The sequence below is a fragment of the Nocardia sp. NBC_01730 genome (assembly GCF_035920445.1).
In the GTDB taxonomy this organism is placed as follows: Bacteria; Actinomycetota; Actinomycetes; order Mycobacteriales; family Mycobacteriaceae; genus Nocardia.
Genome location: NZ_CP109162.1, coordinates 1213137 through 1232835, shown reverse-complemented (window position 1 = coordinate 1232835; position 19699 = coordinate 1213137). Strand labels below are relative to the sequence as shown.

21 protein-coding genes are annotated in these 19699 nt (G+C 65.6%); 4 read left to right on the top strand and 17 right to left on the bottom strand.

The annotated features are described in order from the left end of the window. Positions 1–103: 103 nt before the first annotated feature. Entirely contained in the window at positions 104–412 is a 309-nt protein-coding gene (locus tag OHB12_RS04700) for a hypothetical protein (RefSeq protein WP_327116486.1), read from the top strand. Positions 413–438: 26 nt separating this feature from the next. Here the strand turns inward: OHB12_RS04700 and OHB12_RS04695 are convergent, their stop codons facing one another. From OHB12_RS04695 to OHB12_RS04635, 13 genes are all read right to left on the bottom strand, one after another. After that, on the bottom strand, positions 439–1911 hold the full coding sequence (locus tag OHB12_RS04695; RefSeq protein ID WP_327116484.1) for an SCO6880 family protein: 1473 nt from the start codon (positions 1909–1911) through the stop codon (positions 439–441). Beyond that, entirely contained in the window at positions 1908–3353 is a 1446-nt protein-coding gene (locus OHB12_RS04690; protein ID WP_327116482.1) for a hypothetical protein, read from the bottom strand. Before OHB12_RS04690 ends, OHB12_RS04695 begins: the two co-directional genes overlap by 4 nt. After that, positions 3350–4159: a hypothetical protein gene (locus tag OHB12_RS04685; protein ID WP_327116481.1), complete on the bottom strand. Its 810-nt coding sequence runs from the start codon at positions 4157–4159 to the stop codon at positions 3350–3352. The genes OHB12_RS04690 and OHB12_RS04685 overlap by 4 nt, the downstream gene beginning before the upstream one ends. A gap of 13 nt (positions 4160–4172) precedes the next feature. Next, on the bottom strand, positions 4173–4808 hold the full coding sequence (locus OHB12_RS04680; RefSeq protein WP_327116480.1) for a hypothetical protein: 636 nt from the start codon (positions 4806–4808) through the stop codon (positions 4173–4175). 15 nt (positions 4809–4823) lie between these two features. Further along, complete coding sequence (locus OHB12_RS04675) at positions 4824–5057, bottom strand: hypothetical protein (protein WP_327116478.1); 234 nt, start codon at positions 5055–5057, stop codon at positions 4824–4826. Further along, a complete protein-coding gene (locus OHB12_RS04670) occupies positions 5051–6064 on the bottom strand; it encodes an alpha/beta fold hydrolase (RefSeq protein ID WP_327116476.1) in 1014 nt (337 codons plus the stop codon). The genes OHB12_RS04675 and OHB12_RS04670 overlap by 7 nt, the downstream gene beginning before the upstream one ends. 2 nt (positions 6065–6066) lie before the next feature. Further along, a complete protein-coding gene (locus OHB12_RS04665) occupies positions 6067–6363 on the bottom strand; it encodes a hypothetical protein (RefSeq protein ID WP_327116474.1) in 297 nt (98 codons plus the stop codon). Next, positions 6360–7019 (bottom strand): hypothetical protein, encoded by a 660-nt coding sequence (locus OHB12_RS04660; protein WP_327116472.1) that lies wholly within the window; start codon positions 7017–7019, stop codon positions 6360–6362. Before OHB12_RS04660 ends, OHB12_RS04665 begins: the two co-directional genes overlap by 4 nt. A 3-nt stretch (positions 7020–7022) precedes the next feature. Further along, the gene (locus tag OHB12_RS04655) at positions 7023–7739 is read right to left on the bottom strand and encodes a hypothetical protein (protein WP_327116470.1); all 717 of its coding nucleotides are present in this window, start codon (positions 7737–7739) and stop codon (positions 7023–7025) included. A gap of 115 nt (positions 7740–7854) precedes the next feature. Then, complete coding sequence (locus OHB12_RS04650; RefSeq protein WP_327116468.1) at positions 7855–9339, bottom strand: cutinase family protein; 1485 nt, start codon at positions 9337–9339, stop codon at positions 7855–7857. 74 nt (positions 9340–9413) lie between these two features. Further along, positions 9414–10556: a lipase family protein gene (locus OHB12_RS04645; RefSeq protein ID WP_327116466.1), complete on the bottom strand. Its 1143-nt coding sequence runs from the start codon at positions 10554–10556 to the stop codon at positions 9414–9416. Further along, the gene (locus tag OHB12_RS04640; RefSeq protein WP_327116464.1) at positions 10553–11806 is read right to left on the bottom strand and encodes a cutinase family protein; all 1254 of its coding nucleotides are present in this window, start codon (positions 11804–11806) and stop codon (positions 10553–10555) included. Before OHB12_RS04640 ends, OHB12_RS04645 begins: the two co-directional genes overlap by 4 nt. Further along, positions 11803–12315: a hypothetical protein gene (locus OHB12_RS04635; RefSeq protein WP_327116462.1), complete on the bottom strand. Its 513-nt coding sequence runs from the start codon at positions 12313–12315 to the stop codon at positions 11803–11805. The genes OHB12_RS04640 and OHB12_RS04635 overlap by 4 nt, the downstream gene beginning before the upstream one ends. A gap of 1030 nt (positions 12316–13345) precedes the next feature. Between OHB12_RS04635 and OHB12_RS04630 the strand changes: the two genes are divergently transcribed. Both OHB12_RS04630 and OHB12_RS04625 read left to right on the top strand, forming a co-directional pair. Further along, entirely contained in the window at positions 13346–14155 is an 810-nt protein-coding gene (locus tag OHB12_RS04630; protein WP_327116460.1) for an MmyB family transcriptional regulator, read from the top strand. A gap of 795 nt (positions 14156–14950) precedes the next feature. Next, on the top strand, positions 14951–15184 hold the full coding sequence (locus OHB12_RS04625) for a hypothetical protein (protein ID WP_327116458.1): 234 nt from the start codon (positions 14951–14953) through the stop codon (positions 15182–15184). Between the two features lie 188 nt (positions 15185–15372). On the opposite strand, the gene OHB12_RS04620 is transcribed toward OHB12_RS04625, so the two are convergent. Next, entirely contained in the window at positions 15373–15720 is a 348-nt protein-coding gene (locus tag OHB12_RS04620) for a hypothetical protein (protein ID WP_327116456.1), read from the bottom strand. 35 nt (positions 15721–15755) lie between these two features. Next, on the bottom strand, positions 15756–17048 hold the full coding sequence (locus OHB12_RS04615) for a tyrosine-type recombinase/integrase (RefSeq protein WP_327116454.1): 1293 nt from the start codon (positions 17046–17048) through the stop codon (positions 15756–15758). A 597-nt stretch (positions 17049–17645) separates the two neighbouring features. Between OHB12_RS04615 and OHB12_RS04610 the strand changes: the two genes are divergently transcribed. Then, on the top strand, positions 17646–17894 hold the full coding sequence (locus tag OHB12_RS04610; RefSeq protein ID WP_327116452.1) for a hypothetical protein: 249 nt from the start codon (positions 17646–17648) through the stop codon (positions 17892–17894). 93 nt (positions 17895–17987) lie between these two features. On the opposite strand, the gene OHB12_RS04605 is transcribed toward OHB12_RS04610, so the two are convergent. Together OHB12_RS04605 and OHB12_RS04600 are read right to left on the bottom strand one after the other, a co-directional pair. Further along, on the bottom strand, positions 17988–18281 hold the full coding sequence (locus OHB12_RS04605; RefSeq protein ID WP_327116450.1) for an MTH1187 family thiamine-binding protein: 294 nt from the start codon (positions 18279–18281) through the stop codon (positions 17988–17990). 35 nt (positions 18282–18316) lie between these two features. Next, positions 18317–19654 (bottom strand): hypothetical protein, encoded by a 1338-nt coding sequence (locus OHB12_RS04600; RefSeq protein ID WP_327116448.1) that lies wholly within the window; start codon positions 19652–19654, stop codon positions 18317–18319. Between the last annotated feature and the right edge of the window lie 45 nt (positions 19655–19699).

Sequence of the window (19699 nt, the reverse complement as noted above, 5' to 3'; positions counted from 1 at the left end):
AGATACGTGCTGTGATCGACGTATTGAGGTTGTCTCGGCTCTTCTGAAGTGGTTTCATGCTTCTCGATCTCCTTCCACGTCGGGCGAAGACGAGGTGTATGGGTTGGGCGTCAAGGCGGTCCGGGATCTGCGGTCGATTCGTCCGGCGGCCTCGGCCGAGGAGTTGGAGCGGTTCGAGACCGATGTGCTGGCCGAGTTCGTGCTCGCGCGCTCGGCAGCGGGGCTTGCCGATGCAACGATCCGGGGTGACCTGAGCAATCTCGAACAGATGCGAACCTGGTTCGGTCGCCCGTTGTGGGAGATGGCCCGGCAACTGCTGACCGACCCTCACACCACCAGCCCGCCAGGTTCCACCCCAACCCGAGCACACACCCACCCGGATACCGCCGGAGAGCACTCGGGTTCCCCCTGAAAACGCTTCAGTTTCCGTGAACCCGTTCAATTCGAGACCCGCTTGGAAATGGAGGTGTGCTCGGGCAGGATCAACCCGATGCCGAGCGCCGCGGCAAACGCGGCGGCTTGGCTGCCGTAGCAGCGCCGCACACCCAGCCGGGACGCCGCCGTCATCCCCTTCACCGACGCCTCGATCCCGGGCAGATCGCCGTCGAGGTGATCGGTCACCGTGACGAGAACACCGAAGCGGGTCAACCCGGCGCCGCGGGCTTGTTCTTCGCGGGCGGCTTGAGTGTTGCCGACACGGATGCGCGCGGAGGCCGAGGCGATGCCACGTTCGGTCTGTTCCGCGGCGACCGCGTCACGAAAGTCTGAATCGACGAGGGTGGTAGCTTCGGCGGCCGAGTGCAGCCGGTACACGACCGCGACCCGCTTGCGCGGTACATCGGCGCGGGGGCGCAGCAGTTCCTCGAGGACGTTTTCCATCACCGCGCCGCGCGGGGCGGCGTCCATTTCCCAGGTGATCGAGCGGGCACCGTCGTGGACGTAGTGATCCCAGCGGTCCTGGTGCGCGAGCGGCCCGACCGAGTCCCACGTATGGGTTTGGGTGATCTCGGGGCCTGCGGCTTCCACGTCTCGCTGGGAGGCGAGGTCGTATCGGGTACGCACCAGCCCCAGCACCTCCCACGCCTGCAACGGTGTCGCGGGCAGCCCCGCGCGGGCGAGTTGGGACAGCACGCCTTGCAGACGTTGCCCGATCTCACGCGCCTGCTCGGCTTCATCACGGCGGATGCGGCCTTTGCCGATAGCCCGGTAGGTGATCGCGATGCGTGCCTCTATCCGCACACCGACCCCACCGACATCAGCGGCGGCTTCGCGCATCACCGCCTTGGAATAGGCCGGGGCATCAGGGCGAACCAGGCGGGCGACCTCGCGAGCTTGTTTCAGGCGGGTCTCGACGACGTTGTCCAACACCGAGGTCACCGCCACGACTTCCCCGCCGCGGCTCTGCGTGGCCAGGAATTGGCCGTATCCTTCGACCCAGGAGTCGATTTGGGCTTGGTCGACCAACTCTTTGCCGCGCGGGATCACCCGCAACACCACCGAATAGTGGTCGCTGCGGCGGATGTGGATCATGGCGAACCGTTTCCCACCAGCGGTCTCGTACTCCGACAAACGCGAATCCGCGAGCAAGCCGGGCAGTTTCGCGATACCGGGGATTCTGGAGAACCGACCGGCCCGGTAGATGTGCTCGCCGCGGGCGCCCGCGGCCGCGAACTGGATGCGCAGCAACGCGATCTCCCAGCCCGTACGGCCATTACGAGTGATCGCCAGCGGCATGAACACCAGGCCGGCCACCATGATCAGGCCGACTGCGGCGACCAATGATCGGGTGATCATGAACCCGACCATCACGGTGATGATCAGGCCCAGCCCGAACATCGACACTCCCCAGGTCAAACCGAAGAACCCAGCGCTACGGGGGCGTTCCCAGCGGCCGTACATGCGGGTGGTCATCGCCGCACCTCCCCAGGCCCCATCGCGTCAGGATCCAATCCACCCTCGGTGGCATCACGTGTCTGGCCCTCGACCGCTGAAACACCCTGCTGTGCTGTGTCATTCGCGATCTGCGCACCCATCACAGCGGCTCCGGCAATTCCGCCTCCAACGGCCCCAGCGGCTTCACCACCGCTGCCCGCACCAGCGGGCTTGCCTGCTCCACCGCCAGTCGGCCGCACACCACCACCCCCCGCCCCGCCCGAACCACCATCGCCGGTACCAGCGCTACCAGATCCCCCGCCGGAGCTACCGCTGTCCCCGCCACCACCGCCCATCGGCCGGCCGCCTCCCCCGCCGCCGGCAGGTGAACCGTCTTGCTGTGACGGGCCGACCGGCGGTGATCCGCCAGCGGCGTTATCCCCCTCGCTGACCTTGCGCCCGCCCGAACTGTCCCCCAGCGCCGCCATTCCGACTCCTGCGGCACCACCGGCCAGGACTGCCGTCGCACCACCACCGCTACCGAGGGTCGCCACTGCGGGGGCGACCAGCCGGATCAACGCGGGCAGCACGACCACGCTCATCACCAGCAGGATCAGCCCGAGCAACACCAGTTGCGGATCTTGTTGCTCGTCGTGTCCGATCACGGTGAACGCGATGGCGTAGACGAGCGCGCCGACCGGTTTGAACAGCACGAACGCCAACGACCAGCTCAACAGTTTCTTGTAGGCTTGCGAGCCCGGCCCGGTCCCCGACGCGGCTGCCGCCAGCGGGATCACCGCCACCACCAGAATCAGTAGTGCCTGGCGAACCACGAGCATGACCAGCTGGATCAGCGTGCTGATCAGGCCGAGCAAACCGACCAGGAGCAGAACCCCGGTCCCGAGCCCCGAACGCGTTCTTTCGTCGAATGCCGTCAGCCGGTTGACCACACCGTCCAAGTCACCTCTGCTGGCATCGAAGATGACCCAGTTCGCGAATGCGTCACCGGCGCGCGTTCCGACGGTAACCACGGCGGCGAACGACATCGACGCGAACACCGCACGCGCGAGCATCAGGAAACTCTCCTGCGCCTCGCCCGCCACGCCACCCCGCTTGGCCAGCGTCAACCGCGCCGCGGCGAACATGATCCCGGTCGTCAACAACAGCACCTGCAATCCGCTGCTGTACTCACGAATCGACGACAGCGCCGCGCCCGGCTCGCCAGTGGCGCTCGTGAGTTGCGGCGAGGGAATCGTGGTCCACCAGGACATCGCCATCCGCAGCATTCGAGTAAGTCCGTCGAGCATTGCGTCGACGACGTCGTCGAGCGCGGAGCTTGCCGCGTCGGACGCGGCGCTCCCGAGTTGCTCGCATGCCTGTCGGGGCCCCAGCGGCACATCGCATAGATCCGGGAGCTGCACCTGCGCCTGCCACACTGTGGTGGCCATGACCGACGTATCGGCGAGCGTGGTTGCCGTCATGACACGGTCTTCCAGGACCCGAAGCCGGTCAGGGTTGCAGTGTAAGTGCCTGGACCCCAGAGTATTTCGATGTCTTCGGGTACTCGAACGCGCCAGTCGCCGTCGATCCAGGCCATCGGCCAGGTCGCGATCGTGTAGCCGAATTGACCACGCGTGGCGAACTGAACCACCGCGAGGTCATCGCGATAACCGGGCTGGATCCGGATTCCGTCGGGGACCACAACGTAGCGTGCGGCCCCGGGAGTGCGTGCCCGTGAGCGGCTGAACCTGTCGAGCAGCGCCTGACCGCCCCCGTAGTAACGCTCACGCACCACTTTTTGCCAGACACCGTCGGGTGCGGACAGTGCGCGAGCGAGCGCGTCGCAGGCGGCCAGGGCAGCGCCTTGGGGTGTATGGGCGAATCCGGTCGCGATGCCGTCGTGAATGCGCTCTGGTCCGTCGCTGCCTGACACCGGCAGCGCGGCACCTCCCCAGCCGCGCTGCCACTGCATCCGCGCAGGCGCAGCGGTCAAGTTGTCCGACCGGGCGGGATCGGGGCGCGTGGCGGAGTCTTGTAGGAGGGCAACACCGGATTCGGCATTCGGCACTTCGAGGCGGTTGCCGAAGACGTCCGTGGTCGGCGGTAGCTGCGCTGCGGCGGGGGGCAGATCAGGGAAGGTCCGCTCGGTCGGCAGAGCCATACCGCCGGGACTGGCAGGGATATCGCGGCGACCAGTGTCGCTGGTGACGGTCAGCACGAAAGCAGCGACCACAACGGCGGTGATACCGGCGAGCAGGATGATCAGCAGTCGATGAGATTTCATCATTCGATACCCCTCCTCAACGCGGTGTAAGCGCGACCACGTCGGCTGGCGGCGCTGCGATGGCAGTCACCGGGCCGGCGGTTAGGTGCTCTGGTAGCAGCAAGTGCCAGTCGTCGCCTTGCCAGAGAACGTGGGTGCTGTTACATGTGACGGAGTTGTCGGGGTGGATTGTGTAGATGGCGACGTCGGTGGCGTCGGGGCTGTAGCGGGGAATCAGGTAGCCGAGGACTTTCGGCGCACCACTGGTGATCGGGGCGGTGATCGAGATTTGGGCGCGTGCCGTGGCCCAGGTGTCTCGGCTTGGGCCTGGCGCGAGCATGCGTTGCCCGACTGCGGTCCATTGGGTGTCGGAGGCGATCGACATCCGTACCGTCGCGTGGATCGCCGCCAGCGCTGCACCGGCCGGTGAATGGTCGAATCCGGTCGCTACGGCTCCATCGCTGTGGCGCGGCCCTTGTTCGGCGACGGGAAGGTCGACACCTTGGAATGGTTGCCAGCCCAGCCTGGTGGGTGTGATCGCGGTCAGGGTCGAGTTTGGTTCGACGTTGTGGCCGGTGTTGTCGGTACCGCAGCCGAGCAGGCTGGCGGCGATCGCCGGGGCGCAAGCGAGCACCACGAGTGCTGCGATGCGTTGGGTTCGTGGGAGTTTCACTGTGTTCTCCTGAGTTCAGGTGGGAAGGACGGCGATAGCGATCGAGTTGGCCGACCCGAGTAGCGCCGCGCCGAGGAGGGCGCCGAGGAGTCCTTCGATGGCTTCTTCGCGGTAGAGCCGGATTGCCAGTTGCCCGCCGACCCACACCGCGCGGGCGATGCACAGCAGCAGCACGAACCACGCCAGGTAGCCCAGCAGCTGCGTGATCGGCGAAAGAACATGTGCAGGAAGCGGTTTGGCGATCACCATGGGCCGCCGTCCTGCTGTTGGCTGCGGTAGGCGACCTCGAGTGCGGCCAGAATCGGTTCACTCGCCGTAACCGGATCGACGTACGGGAGGGAATGCCCGGCGCCGGGGACGCTGACGTACTCGCCCCAGACCTGTTCGGCCAGGTGCTGGGACCTGCGCGGGTCGACCACCGGGTCGAGTTGCCCGGTCATCACCCAGGTCGGGACCCTGCGCAGGGTTCTCGCCGTTTCACTGGTCAAGCTCGCATCGCGGTAGAGGGCCACACCAGCCGGGGATGTTTCGAAGTTTCCGCTGCGCGCGTTGCGTTCGGCTGTGCCGAACAGGTGGCGGCGTGACAACCCATAGCGTGCCGGTGGCTCGTAGAGGTAGGTCAGTAGTTCCTCAACCACCTGGAGTCCCCGCTTTCGGTAGCGGCTTCCAGTGAGGTCGACGTCCGATAGCGCTGGGAGGTAGGGGAATTCGGGGCAGCCGTTGAACAGCACGATGCCGGTTACCGCGCGAGCGCGGTGCGGGTATTGCGCGGCCCATGCCTGTATCAGTAGCGAACCCACCGAGTGCGCCACCAGCACCACCGCGCCGTGCGCGTGCGCCAGGACAGCGTCGAGGTCATCGACATACACCGGCAAGGTGATTCCTGCGTTGGGAGCCTGCGACTTTGATGCACCATGCCCGCGCTGGTCGTAGACGATCTGGGCGATGCCACCGTCGAGGCGTTGGTGTACGTACTCGATCAGGGGCGTCCAGTAGGTCGATTGAGTGAGAGCACCGTGGACATACAACACGCTCGCTGGCGGCGAGGCCGCGCCGAGACGGCTCGCCGACAGCGGTGTCCCGTCGGGGCCCTCGACGGTCAGCGGGCTGGCGTTGAGGTGGCTGGTGGTGCGCTTTTCCCGCGCCGTGATAGAGGCGGTGGGAAATCCGCTTTCCGAGATCCACGGGCCACCGAATCCAGGAATGCCGCTCGATGTGGCGGTGGAGCATTGGGGAGGAATCGGCAAGCGGCGCATCGCTATGCGCCTCCGGTGACGACGGCGTTCATGATCGTTCCGGCGCTGGTGGCGATGATGCCGCCGACCAGAGCGCCGAGGATGATCTTGGGAGATTCGACAGCGCCACCGTGGAATCGCTCCCACCCGAATTTTCCGCCTGCGTAGATGAGGGAGGCGATCCCGGCGAGCATGACCATCCAGGACAGGTAATTGACCAGGTTGACGAGCTTTTTCGATCCAGGTGGCTCGATCGGGGTGATTTTGATTTCCTGGGCGAGGACAGTCAGCGCCTCGCCGACCGCTTGGGCGGTGGTCATGGCCTGTTCTCCGAATCTTGTTGTGCCGCAGCCTCAGTGCGAGCGGCGAGGTGAGTGATGATGTGGGCTCCGGCGCGGTACACGTCGGCCGGGACGGCCTCCTGTAGCCGAGAGCGACGTCGCGGCGCACGGTCGAACGGCATGTATTGGGCCAGTTCGGCGAGTTCGCGCACGACGAGTTCGTCGTGCCAGCTGATCTCGTAGAGGTGTTCGACCAGTTCGGCGACCACCGCGCGATAGCGGCGCACGAGTGCCGGAACCTTCCCCGGACGAGCCGCGGTGAGCACGAGCCCGATCACCTGCACGCCGTCGGGGGCGAGTCCGGCGTGCCACTCGCGCAGGCGATCGGCAGCTGCGGTCAGGCCCGGCATGCACAGCCGGGCGGCCACGATCACCTTCTGGGTGGTGCGGGGTGATGCGGGCCACGCCAGGCCGGTGTCGGCGGCCGGTGCCCACCATTGCGCCAGTGTCGAGGTCCCGGCCCCGCCGTGGGCACCCAGTACCGCGAACAGCGGCGGATGCGCACCGGTGGTCGACAACGGTGTCTCCCGTACCGGTGCCAGCCGGTCCAGCGCGGGCGCCGTGACGGTGCCCGGGTCCAAGCGGTGGCCTTGCTTTTGGATGTCCGTACGCAGGTGCAGCGGTGCGGCGCTCATCGCTCAGCCCCGCTTCTGGATGTTGGTGATGACCACGGCACCGGCCTCGTGACGGACGTTGACCAGCTGCAGGTAGTCGGTGCGCGCGCCGTCGGGGTGGCGTTCGACCAGATGCACGTCGGCGGTGTCATCGGTGATCGCGGTGATCGCCACGCAGTGCGTGGTGCCGGTCGGTACCGAAGCGATTCCCGCCGCCAGCGCCTCGGGTGCGAGCCCGGCTTGTGGGGCGACCAGTCGTAGCGCGGCTTCGGCGCTGCGCTGCACGTAGTAGGCGTGCTCGAACGCGGCGATCACGCCGGTCAGGCTGTCGTTGCCGCCCGCGGTATCGGTGACGGCTTGTCCGGACAGCCCCGCGCACGCCGTGCTGGCTGGCGCTGTTGTTGTCGGTGGCCCGGCGGTCAGGGTCGGTATTGCTGTGATCGTCTCCGGCTGGTTCGTGATCGAGTTGATTGCTGTGCCGACCAGCACAGCGGCGACACTCAGTGTGGTTCCGAGTCCGATCCACACCCGCCGGGGAATCCGTCTGCGGGCTGCGTGGATGGTCAGCGGTGGTGGTGGAGGAGGAGGTTGCTGGTTGATCCACTGCCATTCGCTATCGCCACTCGGCGACGTTGCGTCGCCCTGGGGCGTAACTGGTTGCAGGGCAACCGGTTTGGGTGATTGGAGCCATCCCCGGCCCTGTTCCTCACTGATGTCGGGTTCGGTGTGGTTGTTCGGCATTCGGGGTATTCACCTCCTCGGTCTCGTTGGTGTGGGGCCCTTCGGGCGGGTGTGCCAGGGGAGAATCAGCAAACGGGTTGGGTACGTCTGAGGATTCGGCTCCGCCCGAAGGGGTTCAGGGGCCGCTGGTCAATGCGGTAGATGTCGGCGCGGCGGGCGTGGTTGTTGGTGCCGTGGTCGGCGTGCTGGTCTCGGGAAGTGGTGGGGTCCTCGACGTTGCGGTGGCGGCGAGGTCGCGGGCGAGTGCGGTGAACCAGTCGGCTGTCGCGGTGAGCGCCGAGCGCCCGTCCGGTGTTGTTGAAACGGTCTGGTAGGAGTCGTGTCGGCCGGTCGTGTCGCTGTATTGCGCGGAGCTGGCCAGGGTGTAGAGCTCGCTGCGGTCGGTGATGGTGCCGGTGATCGCGGTGAACGCCTCGTTGATCCAGCGACTCGCGGTCTGAGGCGGAACCAACTCGACGACGGCGGTGGCGAGTTTCGCGCCGAGCGCGGCGACGGCGGCCCAAGGATTGGCCATGCCGACCGTCGCCAATTCGGCGACGGTTGCTGGGGTGAACACCTTCTGCGCCACAGACACCACCGCGTTCAGGCCGATAGTGCCGATCTTGAACAGTGCCGCCAGAGCATCGTCGGGTCCCGGCGGTGCGGTGGCCGGATTGGAGGCTTCGGCGAGGCGCTGACCGAGCGGTTTAGCCGGTTGGTAGGACAGCTGGTCCAAGCTGGTGCCGGCCAGGTCCTCGTTAACCACATTCACGGCGGTGGTGTACACCGTCGACGCCAACGCTTGGGCGATCGTGGACACCGCCGCGATAGGGTCGCGCAAGTCCGAACGGCCAGCGATGTTCGCCGCGGCAGTTGCCAGCCTTCCTCCGGCGGGGGCATCGCAAGTGGCGTCGCCGGCGACGCACAGGTCCGCGACCCTCCCCACCAACGCGCCATACCCATTCGTCGTTGGGGCGGCGATCCCGGCACCGGACAATGCCGGGTTCAACAGCTTTATCGCGGCGACGGACTGCCCCGCTGTCCCCGGCGCGGCTGAGGGAATTGTGGCGCCGGGACGGCCCGGCAGGACCGGGGTATCGGTGGCGCGGTTCGGATTGGCCAGCAACGCGATCCCGGCAACCTGGTCCGCGCCGATCCTCGCGTTTCCGGCTCCGACGCGTGCGGCGAATGCCGCGACCGCGGGCGCGCCCTGAGCGTATCCGGCGGCGGCGATTTTCGTGTCGGGGCAGCGTGTCACGACCTGCGCGGCCATCTGTTCCAGGTCCTCGGTGGTGGCGGTGACAGCGTCGTCGTATGGCAAGGCGGTCCCGTCCTGACCGCTCCCATAGGGAACGTAGGCGCGCTGGAGGAGGTCCCCCGCCGCGGCGGCGAGTGGACCGAACATTTGCCCGAGCGCGCCGGAGTCACTGGAGATCCCCGCCTCCTGGGCCCCCTCCTCAGTGCCTTGCACTCCCAGCGCATACAAGCTCGGGCATTTCGCTCCGAGCGGGACATCGGTGTCGGCGTGCACGGTGCTCGCACCTGCTACTGACACGATGACCAACGCCAATGCCGCTGCGGCGGCACGCGATATGCTGGCTTCGAAGTTGTTGGAATGCATAGGGTTTCACCTCAATTCGTGTGCTGGGGGCCTGCCCGCGCGCCAGCAAGGGGTCCAGGGTGCGGGCAGGCTATTCAGGTGGTCTGCGGGCCGGGTGGGGCCGCGCGGGTGGCGAGTGGGGGGCGCCGTGCCAGGTAGCTGGTCAGCCGCGCGACGGCTTCGGTCGAGCCGGCGGTAGCCGCGCCGAGGTGGCTGCTGGTGTATTCGCGCCAGCTCACATCGACTCCGCGGGAGCGGTATTCAGCGAACACGCTCCGCCCCATCGCGACCGGAACGAGCGCGTCCTCGGTGCCGTGGTACAGGTGCACGGGCACCTGTGGGGTTTCGCGCGCGCTGGTCTCGCTGTCGAGGACATATCGCCACATGGGGTCGTTCCAGGGGTCGGGTCTCTCGCACCACCGCGCTAGCGGTGTATTCCGGTAGGTGGCCAGCAGCGCTGCGGCGTCCAAGGTTTGGGCGTGCTCGATCGCCTGGTAGCCGTCGTCAGTGAGGATGTGTCCAACCGGCAAGTGGGCATAGGCGCGGCCCAGCCCAATCAGCCCGCCCAGAATCAGACCCGACCACGCCCCGCCGTCGATCTCCGGGATCAGTGCGCCCGGATCGGCGACGACGGCACCGGCCGCCACGCCACGCAGGTCGAGTTCCGGGGCATAGTGCGGCTGCTGTTCGGCCGCCCAGATCGCCGCACGTCCGCCGTCGGCATATCCCCATACCGCACACGGGGCTTCGTCGGAGTCCGTTTCCGGCAGGGCCCTCACCGCTCTGGCCAGGTCGAGCACGGCGTGCGCGGCGGCCTTTCCAGCCAGGAACGCATGCGGCCCAAGCCCGGTCACGCCGAGACATTGCCCATCAGGCACCGCCACCGTCCACCCGCGATCGAGCGCGGTTGTGATGAACTCCGATTCCGGTTCGCTGCCCTCCCCCGCCAGCAGTTGCGACGGTGCGCAGCGCCCGCCCAGTCCGTGAAAGCTCGGGTAGTACAACAGGATCGGGCCCGTACCGGCGGCTTCGCCGTGGTCTGGAGCGATCACGATTCCCGAGGCCGCGATCGGGGCGCTGAACGCGGTACGGGTGGCGTAGAGGAGTTGCCATGCCCTGTTCGCACCGCGCAGTAGTGGCGTGCCGACGGCGCGACGACGTAAGATTTCGCCCGGTCGGGGGGCGAAGTCGATGGCGGGGTTGGTGTAGAAGTCGTCGAAGGTACTGGGGTCGGTCATCGTCGGCTCCCTGCGATGTCGCGGGCGAGTGCGACCATCCACGCGATGCCCGAGTTGAGTTGACCGTTGATCGCGTAGTTGTTGTGGCGGGCCACGGTGTCGGCGTAGTGGACCCACACCGCTGGATTGAGTAAGTCGGCGTTGTCTGCGCCGAACTGCCCCCAAGCCGCGCCGAGTTGGCCGATCAGTTTGGGGAGCAAGATGATTGGGCTTCCGGCGATGGTGGCGGTGATCTCGTTCCACCGCACAGTCGCTGCGCCGATCGCCTCGACAGTCGGTGCCGGGGTGCGCGGGTCGGCGGCGTCGATCAACCGCCCCGCTAGACCGAGTTGCGGAGCGTAGTCGACATTCCCGGGTCCGACCTGAAAGTCGTTGAGCACGACCGTGGTCCAGGCATCGCCCATTGCTGTGGAGAACAGGGCGTTGAGAGATCCGATGGCGGCGAATGGATCTCGCAGGTTCGCTTGAGCCGCGATCTCGGCCCCGACGCGTAGCAATGCGGCCCGATCCGGAGCCGAGCACGCCAGGTCGCCGTCGGTGCAGATATCGGCGACGCGGCCGGTCAGTGCGCCGTAGCTGGTGGCTCCGTCCGCGATTCCGCCGCCACCGGCGGGCGGATTGGGGATCACGATGCCCGCGACGGCGGCACCGCTGGTGCCGGGGGCTGCGTCGGGCACAGTTTGTCCTGGCCGTCCGGGGAATATCGGTGCGTCCGGGGACCGGTCCGGGTGTGCGTAGAGTGCTATCCCGGCGACACGTTCGGGTGCGATCGGACCTGCACCGGCGCCGACGTCACGGGCGAAGCTCGATACAGCCTGCGCGCCTTGGGAATAACCGATTCCGGCGATCAACGTGTCCGGGCAGGTATCAGTGATTTGGCGGGCGGCGGCGTCGAGCTGGTTGCGCGCGTCGGTCACCGACACGACGTAGGGGTCAGGCCCGCCGCCGGGGACTGCGCCGCCGAACCCCGCACTGTAGGGGATGTAGCTGCGCTGCACCAGGGCAGGGGCAGCGGACAGAACCGGTGCGATGAGCGCTCCGACGACTCCAGTGTCGGCCAGCGGGTCCGCGGTCGGAGAGGATTGGCCGGTGCCTTGAACGCCGAGCACATACAGCGCTGGGCATCCTGGCCCGATCGGTACGGCGGATGCGGGCCCTACGGCGATGGTTCCTCCGACAAGACAAAGTGCAGTAGTCAGCGTGGCCGCGACGAGAAGGGTGCGCGTTCTTAGCTGCGCCTTGGCGGTCATTGGCCCACTCCGACACCGGCGCCGAACCCGGCGCCGATCATGCCGCCGACCACTGCACCGACCACTGCGGCGGGAATGCCCACGACTGCCGCCCCGGCCGCCGCCCCGGCCGCCGCTCCGAGTGCGGTTCCAGCGATACCCGAGGTGACCGTGCCGATGACTGGCACCGGCACGACGGTGCCGAGTACAGCTCCCGCGATCCCGCCGATGGTGCCGCCGATCAGGCCACCGACCACCGCTCCCGCGACTGCAACAGGCGCACCAGCTACGGCCGCGCCTGCGGCCCCGCCGACTCCAGCCCCAGCCAACGTAGCTCCACTGACCCGGTCGGATCGGCCCGCAGGTATACCGATCGAGTCCAGCGCGGTCGCTACCTGAGCTTCGGCACCCGCCGCGGTGTCGTTGACAGCGTCAGCGCATTCAGGGGGCAACCAGTCCGGACGCGGTGTCTCCCACTGCCCGATGCGAATCATGTTCACCGGCGCCTCGATCGGCGCCACAGGTGCCACGGGCTCAGGTAGGTGTAGTTCCTCGATCCGTATCGGCTCCACGGGTTCTACCGAGGATGGAGCCGGACGTGAGGGTGCGTCGTTGCGGACCTCTGGTGGCTGCGAATAGTAGATCGGCGGTGCAGGTTCGGGCGCCGGGACAGGCTCAGGGGGTGCAGGGACAGTGGTCGTGCCAGGTTGGGCGGGACCGGTGACACCCGATTGGTCAGCAATCGCGGCGGGAGGCTCAGCGGCAACCGCCGGTCCCGCGACAGTGGCCAAGACAATGGCAACGGGCACCGCGCCAACCAGAATGGCGCTACCACCACGGGAAAGACTGCGGCACAGACGATTACGTTCCGGTGTGCTGACATTCCCGCGTCGTCGATCGGGTAAGCGATCGCTCGGAATTCGCGTGGATTTGGGCATGGCAAATAGACCCTTCGTCGTGAAGGTACGAATGATGGGTATGCGGCCTGAATTGCGCGGGGGCGGGCGCTTTCGAGGTGCCTCCCAGGAACGAATTCGCTGCTGGGAGGCCGCTTCTCAGGGCTTACGTGTCAGATGAAGGGGAGGATGAGTGTCAGTGCCTGTGCTGCCACGGACAATCCATTGGACAGCAGTGACAGACCGGCGTTCACCCATCCGAGGATCAGCATGGGATCCAATGCGGTTTCCTTTCAATCGGTTTGGACTTGCACTTCACATCCAAACCCCGAAACCGCTTGGAAAGCTAGGGTTTACGCTTACCTATTTTTCGGTAACGACTGGATCGTCAATTTGCTATTGCGCCGGTATGCAGGACGTTTGCCGACCATTTCACGATCGGATCGGTAAATAAAATTCTCGGTAACATCTTCTGTGGCAGCGCGTTTCGGAGTGCACGCGCAGCAACCAAGCCCCCGGGGTCAGCAACATCTTCGGGTTCTCTCAGGCGGAAAGATCTTGCAGCGCCAGACACACGTCTGATAGGAAGGAAACATATCTGGGGGCAACCGATCATCATACTTCCGCACGCTTCGCGGCGGAAGACACTGAAGGGGGACTCCGCATGAACCGGAATCCCGCATACCGTTCCCGAACCAATGCCAGAACGACCGCGCCACCGGGCATCCCGACGTTGGGCAGCACGTTGCGGCTGATCCGTGAGGACCTGGGGCTGACACGCCTGACAGCTCGCGACCGTCATGGCATCAGCAACTCGTACCTGTTCGACATCGAGGTGGACAAGTACGTGCCGAAGCTCGAAACGTTGGAAGCGCTCATCGCCGGGTATGAACCCAGTCCGCTACAAGCGCGTCACCTACGCGAACTGCGTTCTCCACCGGAGGATCTCGTGCCGACCGACAAGCTCCGCCAGTCTGTGACCGCGAACCTCGACTGGCTGCACCATCTCGATGACCTCGAGCACCGAGGCGTTTTCGCGGCATACGTGGACCCGATCTGGAACGTCTTGGCCTGCAATGACCTGTTTCGATCAACCCTGCCCGGCATCGAGGAAACCTACTCGATCGCGGCATGGATCTTCAGCCCTGTCGCTAAGGATGTGTGGGTGGCGTGGGAGCAGGAGGCTGCACTCAACGTCGCCTATGACAAGGCCATCCTCGGGCTCTACCGAAACTCTCAGCAAGCCCGCAACCTCATACGGCATCTCGGCCCCAACAGGGAATTCCGGCGCCTATGGGCGTCGAGCCTCGAGGTGAACTACGGCCGCGACAGCGACGACTTGCTCCACATCCGTCAACCCCCGAACGGCGGACTTGTCTCCTACCGGCTCGGCATCGCCCCCATGGTCGCGAACATGACCGTCCTACTCGTTACCGCGATCCCCAAGCCGTATTCCGGCCCCCTCGGTCCGTAACACTGGATGACATCCCGACACGCGCTGCCGACACGCCGAGACTGGAAAGCTTTGGCTGCGACTGCGTTCGACAAGTCGCCTCCTCACCACATCTGGCACTGTCGGGCAACACCGGGAGCTAGCTACGTTGCAGCATCCGCCGACAGTCCTACTACAGGATGTTATGCCTGCACATACAAAATCGGTTCGGGTCGCCGCCGGAAACGACTTGCTGGCATATGGACCGCAAGTGGACATGAACAGACCAGCGACAGCGAAACCGGTTACGTGACGATCGAGCAAATGAGGTACCACCAATGACATGGGAGCACATACAAAATTGCCACTTCGACCGAGGTTCTCTATGCGAGAGCGGCACAACATCACTCAGAAGTCATCCACGGTGACGCAGGGATGCGCAGACCGTAATGACAGATACCTCAGGCACTCAACCAGTACCGCTGGACAAGACAGGTCCCACAACTCCGCATGAGCCGACCTATCCGATCTCGGTCGGAGCTCGCGCATTGCGCAAGTCATGCCGCTGGTATGCGGATCAGCTCAACAAAGGGAAACTCCCTGGGCACAAGGCTGGCAGAACCTGGTTCCTCACCGCCGGAGATATCGCAGCAGCCCTCGAGTCCACCCGGCATACTGCCAACCAGAGCCCGGATACCACCGGTACAACGCCGAGGCCCTCCGATCCGACGCGCCCTCCACAGCGCAGGGAAACCCGAAGACGACGCCAGATACCACCTCAGCGCAAACGCCGATAGTCGTAGCCGCCCAAATCGCTGTGCAATGTTCACATCCGTCATGTCCACGCTCGATGCGAATGCCGGCATCGAGCGCGAACCAAGTGCCATCGCGCGCGGCGATGAATGCGGTAGGCGGGGCCGGTACCCGCTCGTTGGCGACGGCAAACTGTACCCGGCGCCGCCACCGGACGAGGCCTTGTGCAGGCTTCGCGCCGAGAACGCCGAGCGGCGCCGGATGAACAGGATCTACGCCGATGCCATTACACAGCTCACCGTCACCAACATGAGTTGACCGCCTCGCTCCAGGCCGCATCCAAAGTCACCACACTGCACCGACCGGAACCAGTAGATTGCGCCCGACGGCGGTGGTGCCGGTGAGTCCACGGTGTTGATCCGGCTGCTGCACGACGTCATCCACGACCTGTACTGGAACGAGGTCGAGAACGCCGGATTCCGGCCGCCGGAGTATCCGCCGTTTCATCAGGACCGGATCCGCCGCCGGTTCGCGAGCAATGCCGACATCCGCACCACACCCCCCAGCAATGCGAGCGGTGCGGTCCATCGGCGACAACAGCGTCTGGCGATTCCGCCTGCACACCACGATCGCCGCCCCACCACCCTGCGGGTGACACCAGATCGGCAACCATGCAGATCAACACCGACCACCCGCGCACCAGCCAGGTTCAACGGCTCACACGCGGCCACGATCCTGGTGTTGTTGCGCAGCACCGTGACCAGATCACGAATCTGGCCGCGCCGGTCACCATGGTGGCCGTATTCGGTCAGGTAGTCGCCGATGGTCGCGAGGACAATGTTCTGCCCCGACACAGAACGTTGCGGGGTGGGGTGGGGTGGGGTGCTGCTCAGGCAGCGACTGCGAGCATGTTGGCGCGCACGCGCGGCAGCCGACTCGCGATGACTTGAGCCGCGGATTCGCTGGCTTTGCGGTCGTTGTGCCCGTAACGGCGGTCGGTGGTGGTGACCGATTCATGTCCAGCGTCACGGGACACCACGAACAGCGGCACACCATCCTGAAGTTTCCAGGATATTCCGGTGTGCCGCAGCATGTACGGGTTCAGATGCTTGACGCGCAGCGTAGCCACCGCAGTGCTGTGCCGCTCGAGCAGTTCATCTGGGTCCGCCCCACGCCAGAGGGCTTTGCGAGCGAAAGGACTCAAGTATTCGCCCGCGAGCGCGTCTTGTCCACGCGCGTATGCGGCAGCGGCACGCGCCAGCGCGTCGAGCCGCCGCAGAGCGGGCTGCCACGCCTTGCGGTGGAAGTAGGCCGCCCTGATCGGAGTTCGGTTCACCGTATGGAACAGCAACTCGTCGCCCGGACGCGACAGGTCCAGCCGATCCAGGGTTTCCAACGGTATGTTTACGGTACGAATTCCCCTGGTGGACTTGGGTTTACCAAGTTTGAGCCGACTGCCACCGTCCTTCCACGCTTTATTGATTCGCACCTCTCCGGTAATCGGGTTCACATCACGCACCAGCAGAGCGCCGACCTCGCTGGGTCGCGCCATCGAGACCAGCCCGAATTCGGCCTGCGGGCGCCACCGCTCTGCCAGCACTTGCTCGAACAACTCCCATTCGTTGTTGTCGAAGATCTCGATCTCGGCCGGATCGTGACGCGGCAGCCGCATTCCAGCGCACGGATTGAATGGCAGCAGCGCAGTAGGGCGTTGCTCAACCGCTGCGCGTAATCCGGCGGAAAGAAAGCCATGCTTGTTCTTGATCGTCTTGGGCTTGTTGCCCTTGTCTTGTTCGAGGTAGACGATCCAGGCAGCGTCGGTGTCCTGAGTGACGGCATCGATCGGCGCACGCTCACCAAAGAACGGCTCGATGTCGTTACGAATGTAGGAATGATATTTGCGGCGGCCGTCTTCCTGGACGCCGCGGAGTCGGTCCGCGTAGCGGGTCAGCCAGTCGGTCAACAGCACCACGTCGGACCCGGTATCGCGCTTGGTCGCGACGACCTTGAGCGCCTCATCGACACCCACGCGGTCGACGAGGTCGGCCCACCATTGCGCTTCGGCGAAGTCGTCGAAGCTCTCGGAGGACTGACGGCGTTTGCCGTCGGTGTCGTAGTAGTGGAAGGGCACCTGCCAACTGACGGTGCCGTCTTTACGCGGCCGTGGGCGGGGTGTGAGCATATGAAGCCTCCGGGTCGTCGAAGTATCGACGTGTCGCCCTGAGAGGCAGGTGGTGACCGCAGTGGTGACGCGGTACAGAACCAAGAGTAATGGCCTGGTCGATGACCAGGCCATTTACGGGTGGAGCTAAGGGGACTCGAACCCCTGACCCCCACACTGTCAGTGTCGCCGAGGCTGTCCAACGGGTGTCATCCCGTACCTCCTGTCCAATTCACAGGTCTGATCAGTCCGGCTCGTACTGCCTCGCATGGCCGAGATCTGCATGTCTTGGCACACTGTCGGCACACTGAAAGCTGCCGATGACCTGGGAGAGACCCCTGCGATCAACGGCTTGGAGTTCGGGAATCGACCCAGAGAAGTCATGCCAGCGCGGCCCCCAGCACTGAAGGGCTGGCGCCGACAGCGGGCCTGGGATCGCCCCTGACTCACCCCCACTCGTGATCCGCGGCCACGCACCGCCTTCGAGTCCACCTTCTATCGACGCTGGCCGACATCGAGACCCTGGGCGAGACGGAGGATCTTGTCGGCCTCAGCCGTAATGCTTGCATCCCGACTCTGTTCGGCGATCCGACGAGCGGTGCGCACGATTCCGCGGATGTGATCAACACAATCTCGACCAGCCGTCGCGCCGTCCGTTTGATCTGCCACTGGACGGTGGATGAGTTCCTCGGAGTCTTGTGGTCGACCTCCTACACTGCCCGGATTCGCCAGGACCCCGCTCTCGCAGAAGAATTCGAGAAGGACCTTCGAGCGCAGTTGCTCGGATGCGAGCCGTCCGGACAGCGACAGGAGTCGATCGCGCACTACTACATCCTCGGCCACAAGCCCGACCAATCTGGTGAGTGATCCGGTGATCACCGGTATGCCCACCACTGGTTTCGGTTAGAGCCTGCTGCTAGGTGCAGTTCTGGACCGCGACGTGTTCACGCAGCATGCCGTCTATTCGGAGAGATGTCGTTCGACCGATTCGATCTTGGTATCGAGGGTGTTGGTGTGTCCGGGGCGTAGATCGGCTTTGATGATGATGCTGGCGCGTCCGGCGGTCTGCATTACGGCGTCGGTGGCGGCTTTGATGACGGCCATGACTTCGTCCCAGTCGCCTTCGATCTCCGTGAAGCTGGCTGCTGTCCGGTTCGGTAGCCCGCTGGCACGGATTACCCGGATCGCGGCGGCGACGTGAGCGCCGACGTCTTCGCCGACGCCGACTGGGGTGATCGAGAATGCTGCGAGCACAGTTGTTGCCTCCTGCTGGGTGTCGACGGTGCAGATCAGAGACTATCCAGCAGCGCGGAGGTCTTATCGCGGAGTTCGGCGACAGGGCTGCTGGTCTTGATCCGGGGTTCTGTGGTGAGCCGGTGTATGCGGTGAATGTCGCGGACCACTCGTGCCGAGGTGGTGCCTCGCGCGTCATCGAGTACCTGGTGGGCAAGGTGTACGCCGTGTTCGGTTTCGCCATGGCGAAGGTGCAGGGCGGCCAGTTGGGCGGTGCTGCGTAGTCGGGAGCGTGCGTGCGCGTCGGAGAGACTTCTCGCGGTTTCGAGCCTGGTCATGGTCTGGCCGAGTTCGAGGCCGCGCTGGTAGGACAGGGTGAACAGTCCGTGTGCGAGGTCGGAGGCGAGCAGCTTTTCGCTGTAGTAGGTCGCGAATCCTTCGTGTGCGAGGTCGGGGTGGTCTTCGTCGCGGGCTTCGCTGAACAGCGATTCGGCTTCGATGACCGCGCGAAGGCATTCGCGGTGGTTGCCTTGGGCACCGAAGGCCCGGGCTTTCACCGCAGCGATGTCAGCGCGGCGCAGCAGCGACAGTTTGTCCAACCGGATCGCGGCGATGCCGAGTTTGTCGAGGGCGTAGTCGAGGTGCCCGAGGTAGATCGCCTGGCGGGCCATGCAGGTCAGTAGTGCTGCACGCAGCCACCGGGGACCGTCGTCGCCGATGAGGTTCCAGCCTTCGTTGAGGTCGTGCTGGGCGCCGTCGTGGTCGCCGCGGTCGTATCGGGCCCAGCCCACGACACGGTGCAGGGTGGCCACCGCGGCCTTGATTTCCCGCTCCACCGGCGGGGTCATCGTCGCGTCGAGGTATTCGCGGGCACGCGCGAGCTGCGCGGTCATGCCCTCGAACGCGCCGTTTCCGGCGTCGTCGGCCTGACGGAACACCTCGGCCCAGGCGTTGACGCGCTGAGCATGCTCACGACCGACAGTACGCGGCGCGCTGCCTCTGGTCGGACGGATCGTTGGCTGCCGCGCGGGCAGCGCTGCGAGTACGGGCACGGCCGCCAGTCCGCGAAGGAACTCCTGCCGATCCACATCGACCTCCTTGACCCGGACCCGCGCGGCCCGGTGGTTCGCCAGGCCGAGCTGACCGGGTGTGGCGTTGAACAGCCGACACAATGCCTCACGGTAGCGAAGATGGGGCCAAGACACCGACCCGTTCACCAGCCGCAAGACCGAGTCCCCGGTGTAGAGCCCGCGGCATCCGGTTGCTCGCTCGACGAGATCGTTTATCTTGTCGGCGACGTCCTCGTAGGTCCATCCTGCGTCCCGGATGTGCTGGTGCAGCAGATGATTCCTACTCGGCCGGGCCACGTTCACCACCTCCCGCGCCGTCGCCAAGACGGCTGCTCGAGCCTCACAACTGTTAGCCCATCGTGCCGGTTT

Excerpts from the sequence above, each read along its gene's own strand:
- OHB12_RS04695 (WP_327116484.1), bottom strand. The coding sequence starts at position 1,911 with ATGACCACCCGCATGTACGGCCGCTGGGAACGCCCCCGTAGCGCTGGG.
- OHB12_RS04690 (WP_327116482.1), bottom strand. The coding sequence starts at position 3,353 with ATGACGGCAACCACGCTCGCCGATACGTCGGTCATGGCCACCACAGTG.
- OHB12_RS04685 (WP_327116481.1), bottom strand. The coding sequence starts at position 4,159 with ATGATGAAATCTCATCGACTGCTGATCATCCTGCTCGCCGGTATCACC.
- OHB12_RS04675 (WP_327116478.1), bottom strand. The coding sequence starts at position 5,057 with ATGGTGATCGCCAAACCGCTTCCTGCACATGTTCTTTCGCCGATCACG.
- OHB12_RS04670 (WP_327116476.1), bottom strand. The coding sequence starts at position 6,064 with ATGCGCCGCTTGCCGATTCCTCCCCAATGCTCCACCGCCACATCGAGC.
- OHB12_RS04665 (WP_327116474.1), bottom strand. The coding sequence starts at position 6,363 with ATGACCACCGCCCAAGCGGTCGGCGAGGCGCTGACTGTCCTCGCCCAG.
- OHB12_RS04660 (WP_327116472.1), bottom strand. The coding sequence starts at position 7,019 with ATGAGCGCCGCACCGCTGCACCTGCGTACGGACATCCAAAAGCAAGGC.
- OHB12_RS04655 (WP_327116470.1), bottom strand. The coding sequence starts at position 7,739 with ATGCCGAACAACCACACCGAACCCGACATCAGTGAGGAACAGGGCCGG.
- OHB12_RS04650 (WP_327116468.1), bottom strand. The coding sequence starts at position 9,339 with ATGCATTCCAACAACTTCGAAGCCAGCATATCGCGTGCCGCCGCAGCG.
- OHB12_RS04645 (WP_327116466.1), bottom strand. The coding sequence starts at position 10,556 with ATGACCGACCCCAGTACCTTCGACGACTTCTACACCAACCCCGCCATC.
- OHB12_RS04640 (WP_327116464.1), bottom strand. The coding sequence starts at position 11,806 with ATGACCGCCAAGGCGCAGCTAAGAACGCGCACCCTTCTCGTCGCGGCC.
- OHB12_RS04630 (WP_327116460.1), top strand. The coding sequence starts at position 13,346 with ATGAACCGGAATCCCGCATACCGTTCCCGAACCAATGCCAGAACGACC.
- OHB12_RS04625 (WP_327116458.1), top strand. The coding sequence starts at position 14,951 with ATGTCCACGCTCGATGCGAATGCCGGCATCGAGCGCGAACCAAGTGCC.
- OHB12_RS04615 (WP_327116454.1), bottom strand. The coding sequence starts at position 17,048 with ATGCTCACACCCCGCCCACGGCCGCGTAAAGACGGCACCGTCAGTTGG.